Below are 18,071 nucleotides of genomic sequence, written 5' to 3'. Positions count from 1 at the left end.
AATGGTTCTGAAGACCTCCCCCGCGCGCATCGTTCTTTGCCTCGTCGCGGGGCTGTCCTTCGCTTCGTCCGTTGCCGCGCAGGACACGACGCCCTCCGCGACCAGCCGTCCGGCCCAGCAGCAGAAACAGCCCGTCCGCCAGGTCAAACCAGGACCGGCGCCCTCGCCCGCCACTCCTCAGACCATCGCGCCGGCGCAGACCGCGCCTGCTCCGGCGGCCCCGGCTGCTCCCTCGAACCTGCCACCATCTGTCGGTTCCGTGCCAACGGACGTCGTCATGGTCCGCGTCGTCGGTCCATGGGAAGCGGACGGCAGGAAAGGGTTCTCGCGCCTCGTCGCCACCGCGTTCGGCGGCCAGCTCTCGATGCACGTGCAGTGGATTTCCGACGCCGGCGAGATCGTCGCCACGCAGGAACTGGAGGGCAGCGCGGAGGCTCCGCAGCTCGCGCTCGCCACCGTGCGGGCCGAGAACGGCAAGGATAATTCCGCCGTTTATTTCGATACCCCGGAAGACGCTCAGGGCTTCCGGGAGACCTTCGTCCTCATAGTCGGCCAGCCGGGCGATGCCCGCTTCGGCCCGGCAACGAACTAGGCCGCGTCCCAGAGAGGCGCGAGCCCGGGCGGGCTGACGAGCCGTCCCGACGGCCGCCGCAGATCGTGCAGCGCGCCCATCTCGTCAGCCGAAAGCTCGAAATCGAAAATCGCCGCATTGGCGACCGCCCGGTCCTCATCAACCGTCTTCGACAGGGCCACGACACTCCGCTGCTGGACCAGCCAGCGCAGCACGACCTGCGCAACCGTCTTGCCGTGCCGTTCGGCGATCGCCTTGATCGTCCGGTCTTCCAGCACCTTGCCGTCCGCCATCGCGTAATAGGCGGTGATCGCAACGCCATGCTCCCGCGCCGCCGCCAGCACCACGCCCTGATCGATATAGGGGTGATATTCGATCTGGTTGGTCGCGATCGGCGCATTGGACAGTGCCACCGCCTGCTCCATCAGCTTCTTGTTGTAATTGCTGACACCGATATGGCGGACCTTGCCGGCATCGACAGCCTCATTCAGCGAAGCGATCTGCTCAGCCAGCGGCACGGCCGCATTCGGCCAATGGAGAAGGAGAAGATCGACATAATCTGTCTTCAGCTTCTTCAGGCTCTCGTCGAGTGAGGCCGCGAACCTGTTCTTCGGGAAATTGTCGACCCAGATCTTGGTCGTCAGGAAGATGTCGCCGCGCTTGATGCCCGAGGCCGCGATGCCTTCGCCGACGGCGTCCTCATTGTTATAGATCTGCGCGGTATCGATATGCCGGTAACCGTTATTCAGGACGAACGGCACCATGCGCGCCGTATCCTGCTTGTCCATGCGGAACGTACCGAAGCCAAGCGCCGGGATTTCCGCGCCATTGGCTGAAACCTTATGCATTGCAGTCTCCAGAAATCGCCGACGGGCGGGAACGCAGCACGATGCGCGGGCCGGCAAAAGGAAAGGCGGCCAAGCCCCTGCCCGGCCGCCTTCTGTATCTGGTGACGGTTGGCGCGCTCGCCAACCCGGCAGTTTGATTTACTGACGGCTGGCGATGATACCCTGCTCGGTCACGACCACCCAGTCGCCTCCAAGGCGCCGGATCGCCAGCACCTTGTTGCCGTCAGGAAGCTCGTCGCCCGGCTCGACCTCGACCATGCCGCGGCGGCCCTGCAGGACGGCCATGCCGTTGTAGATGTCGCGAACCACCCAGCCGTTGACGACAGGGCTGTCCGGCGAAGCACCGAGACGCGGGGTCGGCGGAGCCGCCGATTCGGCACGCGCGGTCGCGGTCGGACGCGGGGTCGGAACCGCCGGCGGCGTCTCGGAAGCCGGCGCCTCATTGGCGATCGAACCGCTCGCACGCGGTTCGGCCGGCGTGCCCTGCGAGTTCGACGTCGAGCTCGGCGCCGTGATGTCGCGCGGAGCTGAAGCCGTCGTCTGCGGAGCCGCAGCAGGCTCGCGCGGAGCCGTGGCGGCAACCGGGGTCGGCGTGGGCGTCGGCGCCGTGCCGGCGGACTGCGGCGCGCGCTTCTCGACGCGCTCGATGCGTGCCGAGAGCTCCTTGATCTGCTTCTCGCTGGCCTCGACCGCGGTCCTGTTCGAAGATGCGAGTTCGCTCTCGATCTTCGCGAAGCGCTGCTCGAGCTGATCGAGATGGTCGCGGATCGCCTTCAGATCGTCCGAGGAGATGTTGGCGGACTGGTTCGCATTGGCGACCGGCGTCGGCACCGAAGCGGGGGAAGCGGATGCGGCGGCGACGGGAACAGCAGCCGCTTCAGCCACCTCCTCGGCCTGGTTCGACGCGGTCTGAGTACCGCCGATACCAAATGCCGGCGCGAGATAGATGAAGCCGAGTGCGCCAAGTGCCAACGCGACGATGATACCGGCCGCCATGGCGAGGAAGCGCCCGCTCCGGCCGCCAGTGTCGTCGAGGTCGACGGACTCCGACGAGCGGTCGGCGTCGAGCACCGAGATGCGGTTCGGCATGCGCGGCTCGGAAGCCGCCGCGAGGGCCTCGATCGTCGGCTCGCGCTCACGATCCTCCTCGGAACGCTCGATGAGGTCCTCAACGGTCGGCTCTTCGTTTACCGGCGGCTCGGCGGCCAGCTCTTCGATACGCGGCTCGATCACCGGCGCATCTTCCGATTCCCCGTGGACCGGTTCCGGCTCGATCGCCACGACCGGCTTGGAAGCCGCCTCGACAACGGGTTCTTCCGCTCGGGGCGCTTCGACTTCCGGAGCGGTCTCGGCGACAGGCTCTTTCTTTTCGAAGCTCGGTTCGAGACGGCGGGCGATCTCCGCCAGCAATTCGTCGGCGTTGCTCGACACGATCTCGGCCGGGGTCTCGACGATCCGCTCAGCCACAGGCTCCGGGGCCGCAATATGCTCCTCAGCGCGCGGCGGCGTGACAGCCTGGTAGCCCTCGCTCGGTACGGTCTCGAAATCGCCGTCCCGCTGGATGCGCGGCACGAGCGGTTCGACCCGACTCGGCTCGTCAAGCACGGGCTCGATCTTCACGTCTTCATGTGGTCGTGGCCAGAGGCTCCGCGCGGGCTTTATTTCTGGCGCGCCACGTCCCGGCTCGGAAATGATGCCGGCGAGCTCGTCGTTTTGATCGTTGGCCATTTTTGAGTGCCTAGCCCCTGAGTGGTGTTTCCGGCTCAGCCTTGCAGTTTAATCTTGGCGGGAGCGCGGCGCGCAACGGGCAAAGTTCTGGCTAAGCTTGACTCCACAACCTTGTTCCCTATGTTGCGCCCAACGGAAACGCCCGCAGAAGCTACTTCCTTTTCCCTGCGGTTCCGGCACAATCTATATGAGCTTTGATACTCTCGGGCTGAGCCCCAAGGTCCTCGCTGCAGTTGAAGCGACGGGCTACACCACGCCGACTCCGATCCAGGAGCAGGCGATTCCGCATGTCCTGCAGAAGCGCGACGTTCTCGGCATCGCCCAGACCGGCACCGGCAAGACGGCGAGCTTCACGCTCCCCATGCTGACCAGGCTCGAAACCGGTCGGCCGCGGGCTCGCATGCCGCGCACGCTCATCCTCGAACCAACGCGCGAACTCGCGGCGCAGGTCGAGGAGAGCTTCAACCGCTATGGCGTCAACCACAAACTCTCCGTGGCGCTCCTCATTGGCGGTCTGTCCTTCGGTGACCAGGACGCGAAGCTGACACGCGGCGTCGACGTCCTCATCGCCACCCCCGGCCGCCTGCTCGATCATTTCGAGCGCGGCCGCCTGCTGATGACCGGCATCGAGATTCTCGTCATCGACGAGGCGGACCGCATGCTCGACATGGGTTTCATCCCGGACATCGAGCGCATCTGCAAACTGATCCCGCCGCGCCGCCAGACCCTCTTCTTCTCTGCGACCATGCCGCCGGAAATCCAGCGCCTGGTCGCCCAGTTCCTGAACGATCCGGTGAAGATCGAAGTCGCCAAGGCTTCGAGCACCTCGGCCACGATCACCCAGGCCCTTATCGCCTGCGGCAGCGATCACGCCGAGAAGCGCGACGCGCTCCGCCGCGCCATTCGCGCCGAGACCGATTTCAAGAACGCCATCGTCTTCTGCAATCGCAAACGCGACATCGGCACCCTTCATCGCTCGCTTGAGAAGCACGGCTTCAAGGCCGTAGCTCTTCATGGCGACATGGACCAGCGCGCGCGCATGCAGGCGCTCGACCAGTTCAAGACCGGCGAGGCCGAGCTTCTGGTCGCCTCGGACGTTGCCGCGCGTGGTCTCGACATTCCGGCGGTCAGCCACGTCTTCAATTTCGACGTGCCGATCCATGCCGAGGACTATGTCCACCGCATCGGCCGCACCGGCCGCGCGGGGCTCAGCGGCACCGCGATCACATTCGTGGCACCGTCCGACAAAAAATATCTCGCAGCGATCGAGAAAGTAACCGCGCAGGACATTCCGTGGCGCGGTGACGATCGCCCCGCCGAATCGGAGGGCGACAGCCGTCCGGGACGCGGCGACCGCAACCGGCGGTCGCGTGGACGCGGCGAGAAGAAGGTCGAGCAGCCCCAACGTTCCGAGCCGCGGGAAGCCTCTGCATCTCCAGCAGAATCCCGCGCGCCCAGACCTCCACGTCCGGAGCACGCGCCGCGCGATGAGACCCGCAGAGACGGAGGTCGCAGGGACCGCAACAGGCATGAACGCGACGACGAACCGACACCCGTCGGGCTCGGCGATCACGTGCCCCAATTCCTTCTTCGCCCTGTCCGAATAAAGGGCGCATAAGCCTGAAATTGATGCACTTTTGGCCCTCGGGGTATCGACCCGAATTAACGGCCGTTTAAGTGTTCTGGAGCAATTTCACCCCTGCTGGATTTCGGGAGCCAACGCCGGCCCCGAACGGCTGGGGGAAACGGCAATGTCTGACAGCGGAGACGATTTCGAGCGAACTATAGTGTTCGGCGAGTCGGCACTGGACCGCATTCGGGCGTATCGCCATCCCGCCTATCCCCGGATCTACGAGGTCTGGTACACTTACGCGACCTGTTACAACCCTTTGTTGAATCAGGCGATCAACGACGTCCTTCGCAAACGCGGCAAACTTTCCGAGCAGGATCTCGACGCGCTCTACGACATGCATCTGTCGGCTTCGCGCTTCCCGACCCGCTATGACGAGGTCGGCACGAAGATCCGTGAAGAGGTCGACCAGATGGTTTCGATGCTCGACGCCGCTCGCGGCTCCGCCTCCGCCTATGGCGAGACCCTAGACGGCATCACCCGCAGCCTCGAAGGCGCCGAGCCGACCAAGGTCAAAATGGTCGTGGAGGCCCTGATGCGCGCGACGGTCGACATGCAGTCGGCCAACAGGGAACTTGAGACCCAGCTCGTCGCCTCGCGCGAGGAGATGCTGAAGCTGCACGACAGTCTCGAAGCCATCCGCGCCGAGTCGCTCACCGACCCGCTGACGCTGCTCTCGAACCGCAAATTCTTCGACATGGCGCTCGAGAAGGCGCTGAGCGAGGGCAAGCCGTTCTCACTGCTCGTCACCGACATCGACCACTTCAAGAGCTTCAACGACAAATATGGTCACCTCACCGGTGACCAGGTGCTGCGCCTCGTCGCCACCGCCGTGAAGCAGAACATCAAGGGCCAGGACATCGCGTCGCGTTACGGCGGCGAGGAGTTCGCGCTCATCCTGCCGGGCACGACGCTGCGTCCGGCGGTGACCGTCGCCGACCACATCCGTCGCGCGGTGATGGGCAAGGAACTTGTGAAGCGCTCGACCGGCGAAAACCTCGGTCGCGTCACGATCTCGATCGGCGTCGCCAGCTTCCACGCCAACGACAATGCCGCCTCGATCATCGAACGCGCCGATATGTGTCTCTACGCAGCCAAGCGCGCGGGCCGTAACCGCGTCGTCTGCGAAACCGATCCGGAGTTCGAAGCCGGCGCCAACCGCGTTGCGTGATTAGGCTTTCTTCTTCGCGTGCGGTTTTGTCCGGGCCGCACGCTCTGCGGCAGAGAGCGCCTTGCGCGCCCATATAGCCATTTCGTCCGCATCATCGATCAGACGGTCGGGCGCGCGCCAATACGACAGTACCACCCGCCTGCCCTTTGCTTCGTAGCTGAACGGCTCTGCGCCTTCGTCTTCGAAGTCCGGCCGCGTTTCGCTATCCGCCTTCAGGTAGAGTTCGCCGCCGGTGGACAATGCGAACATGACGTCATCGGCATAGATGCCGTATCCGCCGAACATGCGACGGACGCCTACGGGGCCAAAGCCGGAAAAAATGTCCCGGATCGAATCTGCGTCCACACCAGTCAGCGTGCCTGTGCGGCAGCCTGCAGCGCTTCCGGCTTGGCCGGGACGATCTCGATCGATTCCCCGCAGCCGCATGCCGAGGTCTGGTTCGGATTGTTGAAGACGAATCGCGACGCCATCTTCTCGGTCACATAGTCCATCTCGGTGCCGAGCAGGAACAGAACGGCCTTGGGATCGATCAGGACCTTCACGCCCTTGTCCTCAATCACCTCGTCGCCCGGCTGAGCCTCGGCGGCGTAGTCCATCGTATATTCCATGCCGGCGCAGCCGCCCTTCTTCACACCGACACGAAGGCCGGCGGCCGAAGACTGCGACCGTTCCATGATCTCCCTCACCCGGTCCGCGGCGCGGTCGGTGAGGCGCATGATCGGAAAACCCATTTATCCATTCCCCTGCCGGTTCAAGGCCGGCCGCGAAGGTGCGCAGAATAGCGCGGTTTCAGCGGCTTAGATATGGGGAGTGCGCAGAGCGGTTCAACGCTCGGGCGGGAATGCGTGCCGCCGGGGCGGCACGCATTTGTCGATCAGTCCTTGAGGTCCGCCGGCACCTTGCCGCCATTAGCCTCAAGTTTGGCGATGACCTGCTTGTGCAGCCAGATGTTCATGCTCGCCGAGTCGTTGGTATCGCCGGTGTAGTTCAGTTCCTTGGCGAGTTCCTTGCGCGCTGAGAGGCTCGAATCGATGTCGAGCGCCTTCATCAGGTCGACGATCGATGTCCGCCATTCGAGCTTCTGGCCCTTGGCCTTCACGGCGTCATCAAGCACCTTGGCGACATCGACCTTCTCGCCGGTCCCTGTCGCGGCAGGCGCCGAGGCCGTGGCCGTCGCGGTGCCGCCACCCGCCGGTGCGGCGGCTTCGGCGGCCTGAGCTTCGGACGAGCCGAAGATCGCGCCCATGATTTTGCTGAAAATTCCCATTTTGGCCTCCCTGCAGCCGAAGGACCGGCTTCGCAGACAACGATCTCGTCAGCCTAGCCGTTCCTTAATGGGCAATGTTTATCAAGCCTGTGTGATCGTTCAGCGGCAGCGGCGAGATTCGTCAGCGATTGCCCGCGCTGCCTGGTTGGTCGAGGCCGCACCAAGGAAGCAGGACGAGCCGCCGGCGTTCAGGCGATAGACCGCGAGCTTGCTGACGTCGAGATTGCCGATCGCCTTCCCGGTCACGTAGCGCACGATCATGGCGTTCGGGTCGATCGTTCCGACCCGTTTCGGACCGCGCCATTCAATCGTATTGCCGACCTCGAAGAAGGACGCCCCGAGATCGAGACCGTCATCCCCGGTCTCGCCGATGGTGACGAAGCTCGCGTCCGGCTCGCCAGTCCAGACCACGGCAATGCCGCCGAGGCCCGTGCATTTGCGCACCTCGATCACATCGGGCTCCGGCGACTTCTGTTCGTCGCAGGCGGCATAGTCGTGGCGGGTGTAGATGCTTTCGATCGTCCCGGCGGACGCCGGCGCGGCGAAAGCGAAGATGGGCAGTGCGGCGGTAAGTGTGACGGAGAGCTTCTTCATGCCGGTTCGTCGCGTCCGGCACGGACGAAGTTCAAAGCGAGACCGCCCTTCCCGCTACCATCGGCACGAACCGCACCCTCATCAGGTCCCGCGTCTCGACCTCGCCCTCGATCTTGGTGATGCGCAGCAGACGCTGGTCGGTGCCCTGGGGCCCGACCGGAATGATCATCACTCCATCGTCCGCCAACTGGTCAACGAGCGTCTGCGGCACGCTTTCCGCAGCCGCCGTGACCATGATGCGATCGAACGGCGCCTGCGCCGGCCAGCCGGCAGCGCCGTCCGCAACCATCGAGGTGACATTGGTGATGCGCAGCGCGTTCAGCCGGTTCTCGGCGTCCTGGACGAGCGTGCGATAGCGGTCGATCGTGTAGATCCGGCGCCCCAGCCGGGCCAGCACGGCCGTCTGGAAGCCCGAACCCATGCCAATCTCAAGGACCTTGTGGCGGTCCTTCACGTCGAGCTGTTCGGTCATGTAGGCGACGAGATAGGGCTGGCTGATCGTCTGGCCGCAGGCGATGGGAAGTGCCCGGTCGCTATAGGCGTGCTCGACGATCTGCGTCGGCACGAACAGCGAGCGCGGCACGGTCTCCATGGCCCGCATCACCCGCGTATCGCGGATGCCGCGCTTGCGCAGGAACAACAGAAACGCGGCGCGCTGTTCGGCGTCTTCCTCGTCGCGCGGCCCCTGTTCGGCCATCGTCACAACCCCGTGTCGAACGCTCCGCCAAGCCGCTCCAGCAGCCGATGATCGGTCATGTCGATCTTCAGCGGGGTCACCGAGATCCATTTGTCAGCCACGGCGCGCAAGTCGGTGTCGTGACCAGGATCGCCGATCTCGTGACCATACACGATCCAGAAGTATGGATTTCCCCGGCCGTCACGGCGTTCATCCACCTGCGCCTGCCATTGCGGCCGCTGACCCTGCCTCGTGGCGCGCACTCCGCCCACTTTCTCGGGCGAAACGTTCGGGAAATTGATGTTCACCAGCCCGCCGGGAGGCAGTCCGGCATCGAGAATCTGCCGAATCACCCGCGGTCCGTGTGCCTCGGCCGTCGCATAGCTCACCGATTCGCGCTGTCCGGACGGATAGGCCTGCGACATGGCGATTGCCGGAATGCCGAGCAGCGCGCCCTCGATCGCTCCCGCGACCGTCCCGGAATAGGTGACGTCCTCGCCGAGATTGTGCCCGCGATTGACGCCGGACAGCAGCAGTTCGGGCAGCGCGTCCTTCATCACGAAACGCGCGCCGAGAATCACGCAGTCCGTCGGCGTGCCCTTCACCGCAAAGCGCCGCTCGCCGACGGTGCGGATTCGCAGCGGATCGTTCAGCGACAGCGAATGCGCGACGCCGGACTGGTCGTATTCCGGCGCAACTACCCAGACATCGTCGGATATCTCGCGCGCGATGCGCTCCAGCGCGTCAAGGCCCGGCGAGTGGATGCCGTCGTCGTTGGTGATCAGGATGCGCATGGCGGCCTCTCCCTCCCCGTAACGGGGAGGGCCGACTCAGCCGCCAGGCTGAGCGGGGTGGGGTCAAAACCTATCGGCAGGGCATGGGGCATGGAGGGGCAGCAAGCCCCACCCCGGTTCGCGCTTCGCGCGACTCGGCCCTCCCCTTTCAGGTGAGGGAGACCACACCCAATCACGCCCCCACCTCGATCCGCTCCAGCCCGCCCATATAGGGCCGCAGCACGGCGGGCACGGTGATCGAGCCGTCCTCGTTCTGGTAATTCTCCAGCACTGCGATCAGCGCGCGGCCGACGGCGACGCCCGAGCCGTTCAGGGTGTGGACGAAGCGGGTGTTCTTGCTTTCCGCCGGCTTGTAGCGCGCCTGCATGCGCCGCGCCTGGAAGTCGCCGCAGACCGAGCACGACGAGATTTCGCGGAACGCGTTCTGCCCCGGCAGCCAGACCTCGATGTCCCAGGTCTTCTGCGAGGCGAAGCCCATGTCGCCGGTGCAGAGCGTCATGACGCGATAATGCAGGTCGAGCTTCTGCAGCACGGTCTCGGCGCAGGAGAGCATGCGCTCATGCTCCTCGCCCGACTGCTCGGGCGTCGTGATGGAGACGAGCTCGACCTTCGAGAACTGGTGCTGGCGGATCATGCCGCGCGTGTCGCGACCCGCGGCGCCGGCTTCGGCACGGAAGCACGGCGTCAGCGCAGTGAAGCGCAGCGGCAGCTCTTCCTCGGAGAGGATGCTCTCGCGAACGAGATTGGTCAGCGGCACTTCGGCGGTTGGGATGAGCCAGCGACCATCGCTGATCGTCTCGTGCTCCCCGTTCTCCCCAACGATCGCTCCGGCGCGGAACTGGTCATCTTTGAACTTCGGCAGTTGAGCCGTACCGAACATGACCTCATCACGCACCATCAGCGGCGGCGAGACCTCCGTATAGCCGTGCTCGCCTGTGTGCAGGTCAAGCATGAACTGGCCAAGTGCACGCTCCAGCCGAGCGATACCCTTCTTGAGCACGACGAAACGGGCCCCGGAAAGTTTCGAGGCGCTCTCGAAATCCATGCCGCCCTGCGCCTCGCCGATGTCGAAATGCTGCTTGGCGGTGAAGCCCAGGCTCGGCGCTTCGCCGAAGCGGCGGTATTCGACATTGTCGTGCTCGTCCGCGCCGACAGGCACGTCCATCAGCGGCAGATTGGGGATGCTTGCTACCATCTCATTGAGCTGATCGGTCAGCTTCTTTTCGGTCTGTTCGCCCGCCGTGGTGATGTCGCTCTTGAGCCGAGAGACCTCCTCCATCAAAGCTGCTGCACGCGTCTCATCCTTAGCGGCTTTAGCCTGCCCGATCTCCTTAGACAGGCGATTGCGAGTCTCCTGCCATTCTTGGACGAGGACGATGGTCTTCCGCCTCTCCTCGTCTTTCTCGACCAGGGCCTTGAGCGTAGCCTCGGCTTCATCAGCCGCGATTCCGCGCGCGATCAGGCGCTCCTGAAAGGCGTCCGCATTGTCCCGGACCCACCTGATGTCATGCATGAGAAACGCCGCTTAAGCCGCCAGAAATTAGCCAGAATTTACGGCCCGTCGGAGGTCTCGGCGGCGGCCGCGTCGGCGCGCTTCTTCTCGACCATGCGGACCACATAGATCGAGGCTTCGTAGAGCAGCAGTGTAGGCACGGCAAGGGCGATCTGGCTGATCACGTCGGGCGGCGTCAGCACGGCCGCGACAGCGAACACGACGACGATCGCATATTTGCGCTTCGCCACCAGCCAGTCTGCGTCGATGAAGCCGGCGCGCGCCAAAAGCGTCAGGATCACAGGTGTCTGGAAGCAGATGCCGAACGCCAGGATCAGCGTCATGATCAGCGATAGGTACTCGGAGGTCTGCGCTAGGAGCTGGATGCTCGCCTCGCCGGGCCCACCCTCCTGCTGCATCGACAGGAAGAACCGCATCGCCAGTGGCATTGCGAAGAAATAGACGAACGCCCCGCCAAGGAAGAAAAGAACAGGCGTCGCAATGAGATACGGGAAGAACGCGTCCTTCTCGTTCTTGTAGAGGCCGGGCGCCACGAACTTGTAGATCTGGATCGCGATCACAGGGAACGCGATGAAGACAGCGCCGAACAGCGCCAGCTTGATCTGGGTGATCAGATATTCCTGCGGCGCCGTATAGATCAGCTGCAGCTTCGCATCGGAGCCGGCGGCGAGTTCATATGGCCAGAGCAGGATGTTGAATATGTGCCCGGCGAGCGCGAAGCAGAGCACGAAGCCGATGCCGAGCGCGATCAGCGCCCGGACCAGGCGCGAGCGCAGCTCGATCAGGTGATCCATCAGAGGCGCGCGGGAGGCCTCGACATCGTCCGCTTCGGTGGTCACGGCTTGGTCTCCACGGAAGCAGCATCCTGCGTCGGCACGACCGATGCCTTCTTGGCGGCGCGGCGCGCTTTCGGCTTGGGCTTTGGAGCAGGCGGGTTCCCGGCCGCCGAGATTGCGTCACCCACGGCCGCCGTCTGGTTGAAATGGACTTCACTGTCGGGCGAAGCGGGTGCGGGCAGATCGGCCGGACGCGGCGTCGCGACGGTGTCGTTCGCGGCAGGTTCGACGGCACCCGAAGCTGACTGCACGTCAGTCGAGGGTTTGGATTCAATCGCGGTGCGAATCTCGTGCTTCACCGTCTGGGTCGGATCGGTGAAGCCCTGCGCCGTGCGCTTCAGGTCCTGAAGCTCCTTGCGGAGATCGTCGAGCTCCGCTTCCTTCAGCGCCTCGTTGAACTGGCCCTGGAAGTCGCCGGCCATCTTGCGAAGCGCGCCGACCCATTTGCCTGCCTGGCGCAGGGCCGCGGGTAAGTCCTTCGGGCCGATGACCACGAGAGCGACCACCGCCACGACCAGCATTTCAGACCAGCCAATGTCGAACATATCAGTCCTAGGCCCTGCGCCGCTCGAAGCGGCGGCTGATTACGACCGGACTTCAGTGCGCTCGGGTGCAGGCGCGGCCGCAGGCGGCGGCGCGGGCTGATGGTCGATGGTGCGTGCCGGAGCAGCCGGCGGCGCATCGGCCGTCTCGTCGTCAGCCATGCCCTTCTTGAAGCTTTTGATGCCCTTGGCGACGTCTCCCATGAGATCGGAGATCTTGCCGCGACCGAACAGCAGCAGCACCAGAACGGCGACAACCAACCAGTGCGTGAGACTCATGACGCGTTCCTTGCAAACATTATCTTCGGCCGGAACGTGAGCCCCGACCCTTGTCCATCACTCCAAGCTAGATTTCGGACAAAGGAAAGACAAGCGCTTGGCGTGTGTCGAACGACACATTGACATCGGAGCCTTCCTGCCAGTGTCCGGCCTCGACCCGTGCGCGAAGGCGTGCATCCGTTCCATCGATCGCGATTTCGAGCTGGTCGACATCTCCGAGGAACCGCGCCGACACGACGCGTCCCGCGCGTCCCGGACCCCTGCGGTTCACCCGGACGCTGGACGGGCGCACCGCGATGATCGCCTTGCCGTCAGGCAGGCTGGTCGACATCTCGCCGAGCCATGCCGTGGCCAAACCGCTTCGCACGATGGCGTCCAATTCGTTGATATCGCTGAAGAACCGGGCCGCAAACAAAGTCCGTGGGCGCAGAAACAAATCCTCCGGCGTCCCGACCTGGACGAGACGTCCCTCGTGCATCAGCGCGATCCGGTCGGCCATCCGCATCGCCTCTTCCGGGTCATGCGTCACGATCAAGGACGTCGCGCCGCTCTCGTTCAGCACCGCGAGCGTTTCCTCGCGCACGCTGTCGCGCAGGCGGCGGTCGAGACCCGAGAAAGGCTCGTCCATCAGAAGCACGCCCGGGCGCGGCGCAATGGCGCGGGCGAGTGCCGCGCGCTGCTGCTCGCCGCCCGACAGACGGTGCGGATAATCGTCGGCATGTCCCGTAAGACCGACCCGGCCCAGTGCGGAGAGCGCGATCGCCCGCGCCTCGGCCTTCGGCACGTTCTTCAGACCGAACGCCACGTTCTCGGCGACGCTCATATGCGGAAACAGGGCGTAATCCTGGAAGACGAGCCCGATGCCGCGCTTTTCGGGGGGCAGGAACTCGCTCTCATCGGCGATCACCCGGCCGTCCAGCAGTACACGTCCGCCGCTCTGGCGCTCGATACCCGCCGCGACGCGCAGCAATGTCGTCTTCCCGCAGCCGGAGCGGCCAAGCAACGCCACGATCTCGCCCGGGAAGACATCAAGCGAAAGCCCGGTCACGGCCTCGGTCGTCCCATAGACGTGGGTCACGTCGTCGAAGGTCAGCCGGGAGGGAATGGCCGGCCCAGCCGTGCCGCGCTGTCCCCAGCGCGTCCATGCGGAACCCTTTCTGGGTGCCGCAATATCGGGAGAACTCACGTGGTGCGGTCCTGTTCGTCGTCGGCGTCGAGCGGCGTCAGGAAGTCGAGCGCGTCGGGCTCGATCATGTCTTCGTCCTCGCGCAGCGCCTGATCGTCGGATGGCATGGGTACATCGATACCCGCCGGCACCCGCGCATCCAAGAGGCCCGCCGCACGAAGCTCGTCGATACCCGGCAGATCGGAAATCTGCTCCAGGCCGAAATGATCGAGGAATTCGGGCGTCGTACCGAACGTCACCGGACGTCCCGGCGTCCGCCTGCGACCGCGCAATTTGATCCAGCCGGTCTCCAGCAGCACTTCCAGCGTGCCCTTGGCGACCGAGACGCCGCGAATGGCCTCGACCTCAGCGCGCGTCACTGGTTGGTGATAGGCGATGATCGACAGCGTCTCCAACGCCGCTCGGGACAGCTTCTTGGTCTCCTCGGCCTCGCGGCGGAGCAGCGGTCCGAGATCGCTCGCGGTGCGGAACCACCAGCGCCCTCCCGTCGCGACCAGATTCACCCCGCGCACCGCGTAGTGCGCCTTGAGGGCCGCGATGATCGCCGGGATGTCGGCGCCTTCAGGCAACCGCGACGCGAGCGTTGCTTCGTCGAGCGGCTCGGTCGCCGCGAACAGCAGCGCCTCGGCCATGCGGACATGCTCGAAATTCACCGCATCCGGAGCGGTGGCATCGCGCAGGCCGTCACGGCGAAACAGTGGACCGAACTCAGACACTCCCGCCTCCGGCATCCTTGGCCCGCAGGAACAGAGGCGCGAACGGCCTCTCCTGGCGCAATTGCACGTGGCCTTCCTTTGCCATTTCGAGGCTCGCGCTGAAACTCGATGCCAACACGGTCTTGTGTTCCTCCGGCGGCGCCAGATAAGCGAGAAGAATGGCGTCGAGCGCCGTCCATTCGGCGATCTTGCCGACAAGCCGCTCCAGGGCCGCCCGTGCCTCCGCCAGCGGCCAGACAGGCTGACGGCGGATGGTGACATGGCTGAGCGCATGGGTGGACCGCTGCCGCGCATAGGCCGAGAGAAGATCGTAGAGCGACGCGTCCCAAAGGCTTTTCCGCTCGATACGCACGCCTTCCGGCGCACCTCGGCGGAAGATGTCGCGCCCCAGCCGGTCGCGGCTGGCAAGCTGTTCGGAAACCTTCCGCATCGCCTCGAGCCGCCTCAGCCGGTGAGCCAGCGCCGCCGCCATTTCCTCGCCGGAGGGTTCGTCGCCCTTCGGAGGAGCCGGCAGCAGAAGCCGCGATTTCAGATAGGCCAGCCAGGCCGCCATCACGAGATAATCGGCGGCGAGTTCGAGCCGGAGCTTTCGCGCCTCCTCGATGAATTTGAGATATTGCTCGGCCAACGTGGCGATCGACATCCGCGCCAGATCGACCTTGTCGCGACGGGCGAGGTCCAGCAACAGGTCGAGCGGACCCTCGAACACATCGAGATCGACCACGAACGCTCGTTCGCCGATCCCCGGTCCGTCCGCTTCGAATTCCGGTTCCTGCTCGTGTGCCGCCACGCGTCCCGTCCGCTGAGCGCCTCAGGCGCCAGTCCATCACGCCACGTTGGCGGGGAGAAGGCTCCGTACCATTGCGCGCGCGCTCTCCACATCAAATGCCTGTGGAGCGCCGAGCCGCGATAGTGCTGCCATGCAACGCCGCGCCGCATCTCCATCGAGCCGGGGAGACGCCGCCGCCACTTGCCGCATCTCGTCGAGATCGCCGTTGCAGTGGAGCGCGAGATCGCAGCCGGCGTGGAAGGCCTCGTCCGTCCGCTCGGTGAAGCTGCCCGACAACGCCTTCATCGACAGATCGTCGCTCATGATCGCGCCGTCGAAGCCGATAAAGCCGCGAATGACATCTTGGATCACCGCGCGCGACAGCGTCGCGGGACGGTCGGGATCGATCGCCGTGTAGAGAACATGTGCCGTCATCGCGAGCGGCATGTCGTTCATCCAGCGGAACGAGGCAAAGTCGCTGCGCTGTAATTCCGGCAGGCCGGTATGGACCTTCGGCAGTTCCAGATGGCTGTCGGCCATCGCCCGGCCATGTCCCGGCACATGCTTCACGACCGGCAGCACGCCGCCCGCCAACAAGCCTTCGCACGCCGCGCGTGCGAGCTTCGCTACCTGCTCCGGCGTCCCGCCATAGGCGCGGTCGCCGATGATGTCGTGCGCGCCGTCGATCAGGAGATCGAGGACCGGGAGGCAATCGACGTTCACATGCAGCGAGACCAGTTCATGCGCAATCAGCCGCGCGCCAAGCCTCACCGCGTTCAGCCCGGCCACCGGATCCTTCTCATAAAGGGCCGCATAGGAGCCGGCCGGCGGATGACGCTCGGCGAGCGGAGGACGAACCCGCTGCACCCGACCGCCCTCCTGGTCGATCAGGACCGGCATGTCGTTCCGGCCGAGCAGCGCCCGACACTCGTCGACAAGTGCCCTCACCTGCGCCGCATCGCGGATGTTGCGCGCGAACAGAATGATACCCCACGGCTCCGCCTCGTCGACAAAACGGCGTTCGGCGTCAGTAAGTTCAGTGCCCGAGAGTCCGCAGATAAAGGCGCGAGGGATCATGATCCGGCCTTAGGAGTCGCGGGATGAGCAATTGGCGAGCCTTCGGCCAAACGGCGGGTCATTGAGAGAGCCACGTTCTCTTATGAGTTCAAGTTCGCGACCATTCAGGTCTGAAACGCCGACGTTTTCAAGGATGGTCAGAGTAATTCTCCTGCCTTCCCTGATAGCTAGTTCAAGCTCTTGGTGAATGCGCCGAAATCCGAGCGGTTTGCTTCGCCGATACGGCCTACCTCGGAGGAGATTCGCTACATTCCTGCCGTACTGCTTAGTCGGACGGGATAGTCGCGTAAATTTTCCGATGTAGATTCCTCGGCCCTCGATCCGCCACTCGTATAGGCCGGGTTTCGAGGGATCGACCCCAACCGGCACGACATACTCGTACCAGTTCGGTGGCAACGCGACATCCATAGTGGACTTATCGCATCAGTTCCGCTGGACGATGCAGTCGCCGCCGGCAGCCTTGAGATTGTTGCAGAGATTGGTCGCGTCGGCCTGGCTACGAGTCGCGATGCGCACGCGGTAGAACGTGCCGCGATCAGGCAGCGTCACCGGCTGCAGGCTCGGCTGGTAGCCGCCGAGGATCTGCGGGTAGCGCTGCTGCAGCGAGGAGAACGCCGCGCGGGCCTCCGCCTCGGAACGCTGCGAGGTCACCTGCACCGCGAACGCACCCGCTGGGCCACTCGGCACTGCGGCGGTCGCGACCTGTTGCTGCTGCACGGGACGCGGCGGCGTCAGCGGCGCCGGAGCGGTCGCCGTCGGGCGCGGCTGTGTTGCCACGGGCGGCGCGACCGGGGCGATCGGCTGAACTGTTGCGGTGCGAACCGGAAGTCCCGCCGGTCGGGCCGGCGGCACCGGCACCTGCGAGGTCGTACGCGGCTGAGCCTGCGGCGCAGGCGCGCTCTGCGGTTCACTCGCCATGATGCCGAATTCGCGGCCGGGATTCATCGACATGCCTTCGGCCGCGGGGCCCGTGCCGACGATCGGCTGCGGTTCGGCGGGCTGTTCCGGCGCTGCATAGGCCTGTTGTTGCTGCACCGGCGCCGGCGCAGGGGAAATCTGCGGGGCGGTCGGCGCTCCCGGCGGACGGATCGTGATGGTGCGAACCATCTTCGCGCCGTTCTGGTTGTCGTCGGTCGTTCCGTTATCGGCCGTCTGGGGTGTGTCGTTGGCACTCGCATCCGGCTGCTCGGCCGCCTGCTGGGTCCCGGGAAGCGGAATCACACGCGAGGGCTGCGGCCGGGTCGCGGCCGGACGTTCGACCGGCTCCTCCGCGCCATTGACCACAACGGCATTGCCCGAAGGCTCGGCGCCAACGCGATCATAGATCAGCTTGTTCTGGTGCGGCACGTCCTTGGCCGAGCCCTCCGGAACCGTCTTCGCCGGCTCCTTGGCGGCCTGGATCACCGGCGGTGCGCCATTCGACGCATTGCCGCCGCCGCTGAACGAATAATACGCCCAGGCACCTCCGCCGCCGATAACGGCGACGGCCAGCACGGCCGCGATCGTCAGACCGCCGCGACGGCGCAGCGAACCGCGATCTTCGTCCTCGCCGGGATAGACGTGCTCTTCGCCGTCGTACTGGTTCTCGTCATAGGGCTGATAACGATCGTCGAAATCGTCGTGTCCGCCGCCACGAAGCGGTTCGGCGTAGAGGTCGTCCGGATCGTAGTCGGGGTTGCTCGTCGCCCCATAGGCGCGATCGTAATCGTCGTGGCGCGACGCATGCTGCTGGCGCGGGTCGCTCTGCGAGACGAGGCGTGCGAGTTCCGCCAGCGGATCGTCGCCGTACACGTCTCCACGGCCAGGCGCGGCGGGCGTGCCACGCAGGCTGTCAAAATCGGAGCCGAAGCGGCGCGGTGTGTCGTTCATCCCTT

General features: G+C 65.1%; 20 protein-coding genes. 3 read left to right on the top strand and 17 right to left on the bottom strand.

The features are described 5' to 3' along the window. Position 1 precedes the first annotated feature (1 nt). A complete protein-coding gene (locus ACFPFW_RS09730; protein WP_114955794.1) occupies positions 2 to 592 on the top strand; it encodes a hypothetical protein in 591 nt (196 codons plus the stop codon). Here the strand turns inward: ACFPFW_RS09730 and ACFPFW_RS09725 are convergent. After that, positions 589 to 1,419 carry an aldo/keto reductase gene (locus tag ACFPFW_RS09725; protein WP_114955795.1) on the bottom strand — a complete coding sequence of 277 codons (831 nt, stop codon included), beginning with the start codon at positions 1,417 to 1,419 and terminating at the stop codon, positions 589 to 591. The two genes, ACFPFW_RS09730 and ACFPFW_RS09725, sit on opposite strands and share 4 nt — an antisense overlap. 138 nt (positions 1,420 to 1,557) lie before the next feature. Then, a complete protein-coding gene (locus ACFPFW_RS09720; protein ID WP_114955796.1) occupies positions 1,558 to 3,147 on the bottom strand; it encodes a hypothetical protein in 1,590 nt (529 codons plus the stop codon). 187 nt (positions 3,148 to 3,334) lie between these two features. On the opposite strand from ACFPFW_RS09720, the gene ACFPFW_RS09715 reads away from it, so the two are divergent. Continuing rightward, positions 3,335 to 4,765, top strand: coding sequence for a DEAD/DEAH box helicase (locus tag ACFPFW_RS09715; RefSeq protein WP_114955797.1), 1,431 nt, complete (start codon positions 3,335 to 3,337; stop codon positions 4,763 to 4,765). Between the two features lie 133 nt (positions 4,766 to 4,898). Further along, positions 4,899 to 5,948 (top strand): GGDEF domain-containing protein, encoded by a 1,050-nt coding sequence (locus ACFPFW_RS09710; RefSeq protein WP_114955798.1) that lies wholly within the window; start codon positions 4,899 to 4,901, stop codon positions 5,946 to 5,948. On the opposite strand, the gene ACFPFW_RS09705 is transcribed toward ACFPFW_RS09710, so the two are convergent. The 15 genes from ACFPFW_RS09705 to ACFPFW_RS09635 form a co-directional block, all read right to left on the bottom strand. Beyond that, a complete protein-coding gene (locus ACFPFW_RS09705) occupies positions 5,949 to 6,293 on the bottom strand; it encodes a TfoX/Sxy family protein (RefSeq protein WP_379770470.1) in 345 nt (114 codons plus the stop codon). Positions 6,294 to 6,298: 5 nt separating this feature from the next. Then, positions 6,299 to 6,679, bottom strand: a complete 381-nt coding sequence (sufA, locus tag ACFPFW_RS09700; RefSeq protein WP_114955800.1) for a Fe-S cluster assembly scaffold SufA — start codon at positions 6,677 to 6,679, stop codon at positions 6,299 to 6,301. A 143-nt stretch (positions 6,680 to 6,822) separates the two neighbouring features. Then, positions 6,823 to 7,215 carry a DUF3597 domain-containing protein gene (locus ACFPFW_RS09695; protein ID WP_114955801.1) on the bottom strand — a complete coding sequence of 131 codons (393 nt, stop codon included), beginning with the start codon at positions 7,213 to 7,215 and terminating at the stop codon, positions 6,823 to 6,825. 99 nt (positions 7,216 to 7,314) lie between these two features. Beyond that, positions 7,315 to 7,809, bottom strand: a complete 495-nt coding sequence (locus ACFPFW_RS09690) for a hypothetical protein (protein WP_114955802.1) — start codon at positions 7,807 to 7,809, stop codon at positions 7,315 to 7,317. Between the two features lie 31 nt (positions 7,810 to 7,840). Further along, positions 7,841 to 8,506, bottom strand: a complete 666-nt coding sequence (locus tag ACFPFW_RS09685; RefSeq protein ID WP_114955803.1) for a protein-L-isoaspartate(D-aspartate) O-methyltransferase — start codon at positions 8,504 to 8,506, stop codon at positions 7,841 to 7,843. A gap of 2 nt (positions 8,507 to 8,508) precedes the next feature. After that, positions 8,509 to 9,279 carry a 5'/3'-nucleotidase SurE gene (gene surE / locus ACFPFW_RS09680; protein ID WP_114955804.1) on the bottom strand — a complete coding sequence of 257 codons (771 nt, stop codon included), beginning with the start codon at positions 9,277 to 9,279 and terminating at the stop codon, positions 8,509 to 8,511. Between the two features lie 172 nt (positions 9,280 to 9,451). After that, on the bottom strand, positions 9,452 to 10,792 hold the full coding sequence (serS, locus tag ACFPFW_RS09675; RefSeq protein WP_114955805.1) for a serine--tRNA ligase: 1,341 nt from the start codon (positions 10,790 to 10,792) through the stop codon (positions 9,452 to 9,454). Between the two features lie 38 nt (positions 10,793 to 10,830). Continuing rightward, the gene (gene tatC, locus ACFPFW_RS09670) at positions 10,831 to 11,586 is read right to left on the bottom strand and encodes a twin-arginine translocase subunit TatC (RefSeq protein ID WP_114955940.1); all 756 of its coding nucleotides are present in this window, start codon (positions 11,584 to 11,586) and stop codon (positions 10,831 to 10,833) included. A 41-nt stretch (positions 11,587 to 11,627) separates the two neighbouring features. Further along, positions 11,628 to 12,173: a Sec-independent protein translocase protein TatB gene (gene tatB / locus ACFPFW_RS09665; protein ID WP_114955806.1), complete on the bottom strand. Its 546-nt coding sequence runs from the start codon at positions 12,171 to 12,173 to the stop codon at positions 11,628 to 11,630. A 39-nt stretch (positions 12,174 to 12,212) separates the two neighbouring features. Next, positions 12,213 to 12,449 carry a twin-arginine translocase TatA/TatE family subunit gene (locus ACFPFW_RS09660; RefSeq protein WP_114955807.1) on the bottom strand — a complete coding sequence of 79 codons (237 nt, stop codon included), beginning with the start codon at positions 12,447 to 12,449 and terminating at the stop codon, positions 12,213 to 12,215. A gap of 67 nt (positions 12,450 to 12,516) precedes the next feature. Continuing rightward, complete coding sequence (locus ACFPFW_RS09655; protein WP_379770463.1) at positions 12,517 to 13,635, bottom strand: ABC transporter ATP-binding protein; 1,119 nt, start codon at positions 13,633 to 13,635, stop codon at positions 12,517 to 12,519. Then, a complete protein-coding gene (gene scpB / locus ACFPFW_RS09650; protein ID WP_379771454.1) occupies positions 13,632 to 14,267 on the bottom strand; it encodes an SMC-Scp complex subunit ScpB in 636 nt (211 codons plus the stop codon). Before scpB ends, ACFPFW_RS09655 begins: the two co-directional genes overlap by 4 nt. 76 nt (positions 14,268 to 14,343) lie before the next feature. After that, positions 14,344 to 15,141, bottom strand: a complete 798-nt coding sequence (locus ACFPFW_RS09645; protein ID WP_114955809.1) for a segregation and condensation protein A — start codon at positions 15,139 to 15,141, stop codon at positions 14,344 to 14,346. Between the two features lie 36 nt (positions 15,142 to 15,177). Further along, a complete protein-coding gene (gene nagZ / locus ACFPFW_RS09640; RefSeq protein ID WP_114955810.1) occupies positions 15,178 to 16,197 on the bottom strand; it encodes a beta-N-acetylhexosaminidase in 1,020 nt (339 codons plus the stop codon). 423 nt (positions 16,198 to 16,620) lie between these two features. Beyond that, positions 16,621 to 18,066, bottom strand: coding sequence for an SPOR domain-containing protein (locus tag ACFPFW_RS09635; RefSeq protein WP_114955811.1), 1,446 nt, complete (start codon positions 18,064 to 18,066; stop codon positions 16,621 to 16,623). Positions 18,067 to 18,071 lie beyond the last annotated feature (5 nt).

Origin of the sequence: Flaviflagellibacter deserti (assembly GCF_042652085.1) — a bacterium.
GTDB lineage: Bacteria > Pseudomonadota > Alphaproteobacteria > Rhizobiales > Methylopilaceae > Flaviflagellibacter > Flaviflagellibacter deserti.
The sequence above is the reverse complement of the archived record's forward strand: the minus strand, read 5'-3'. Positions and strand labels throughout refer to the sequence as shown.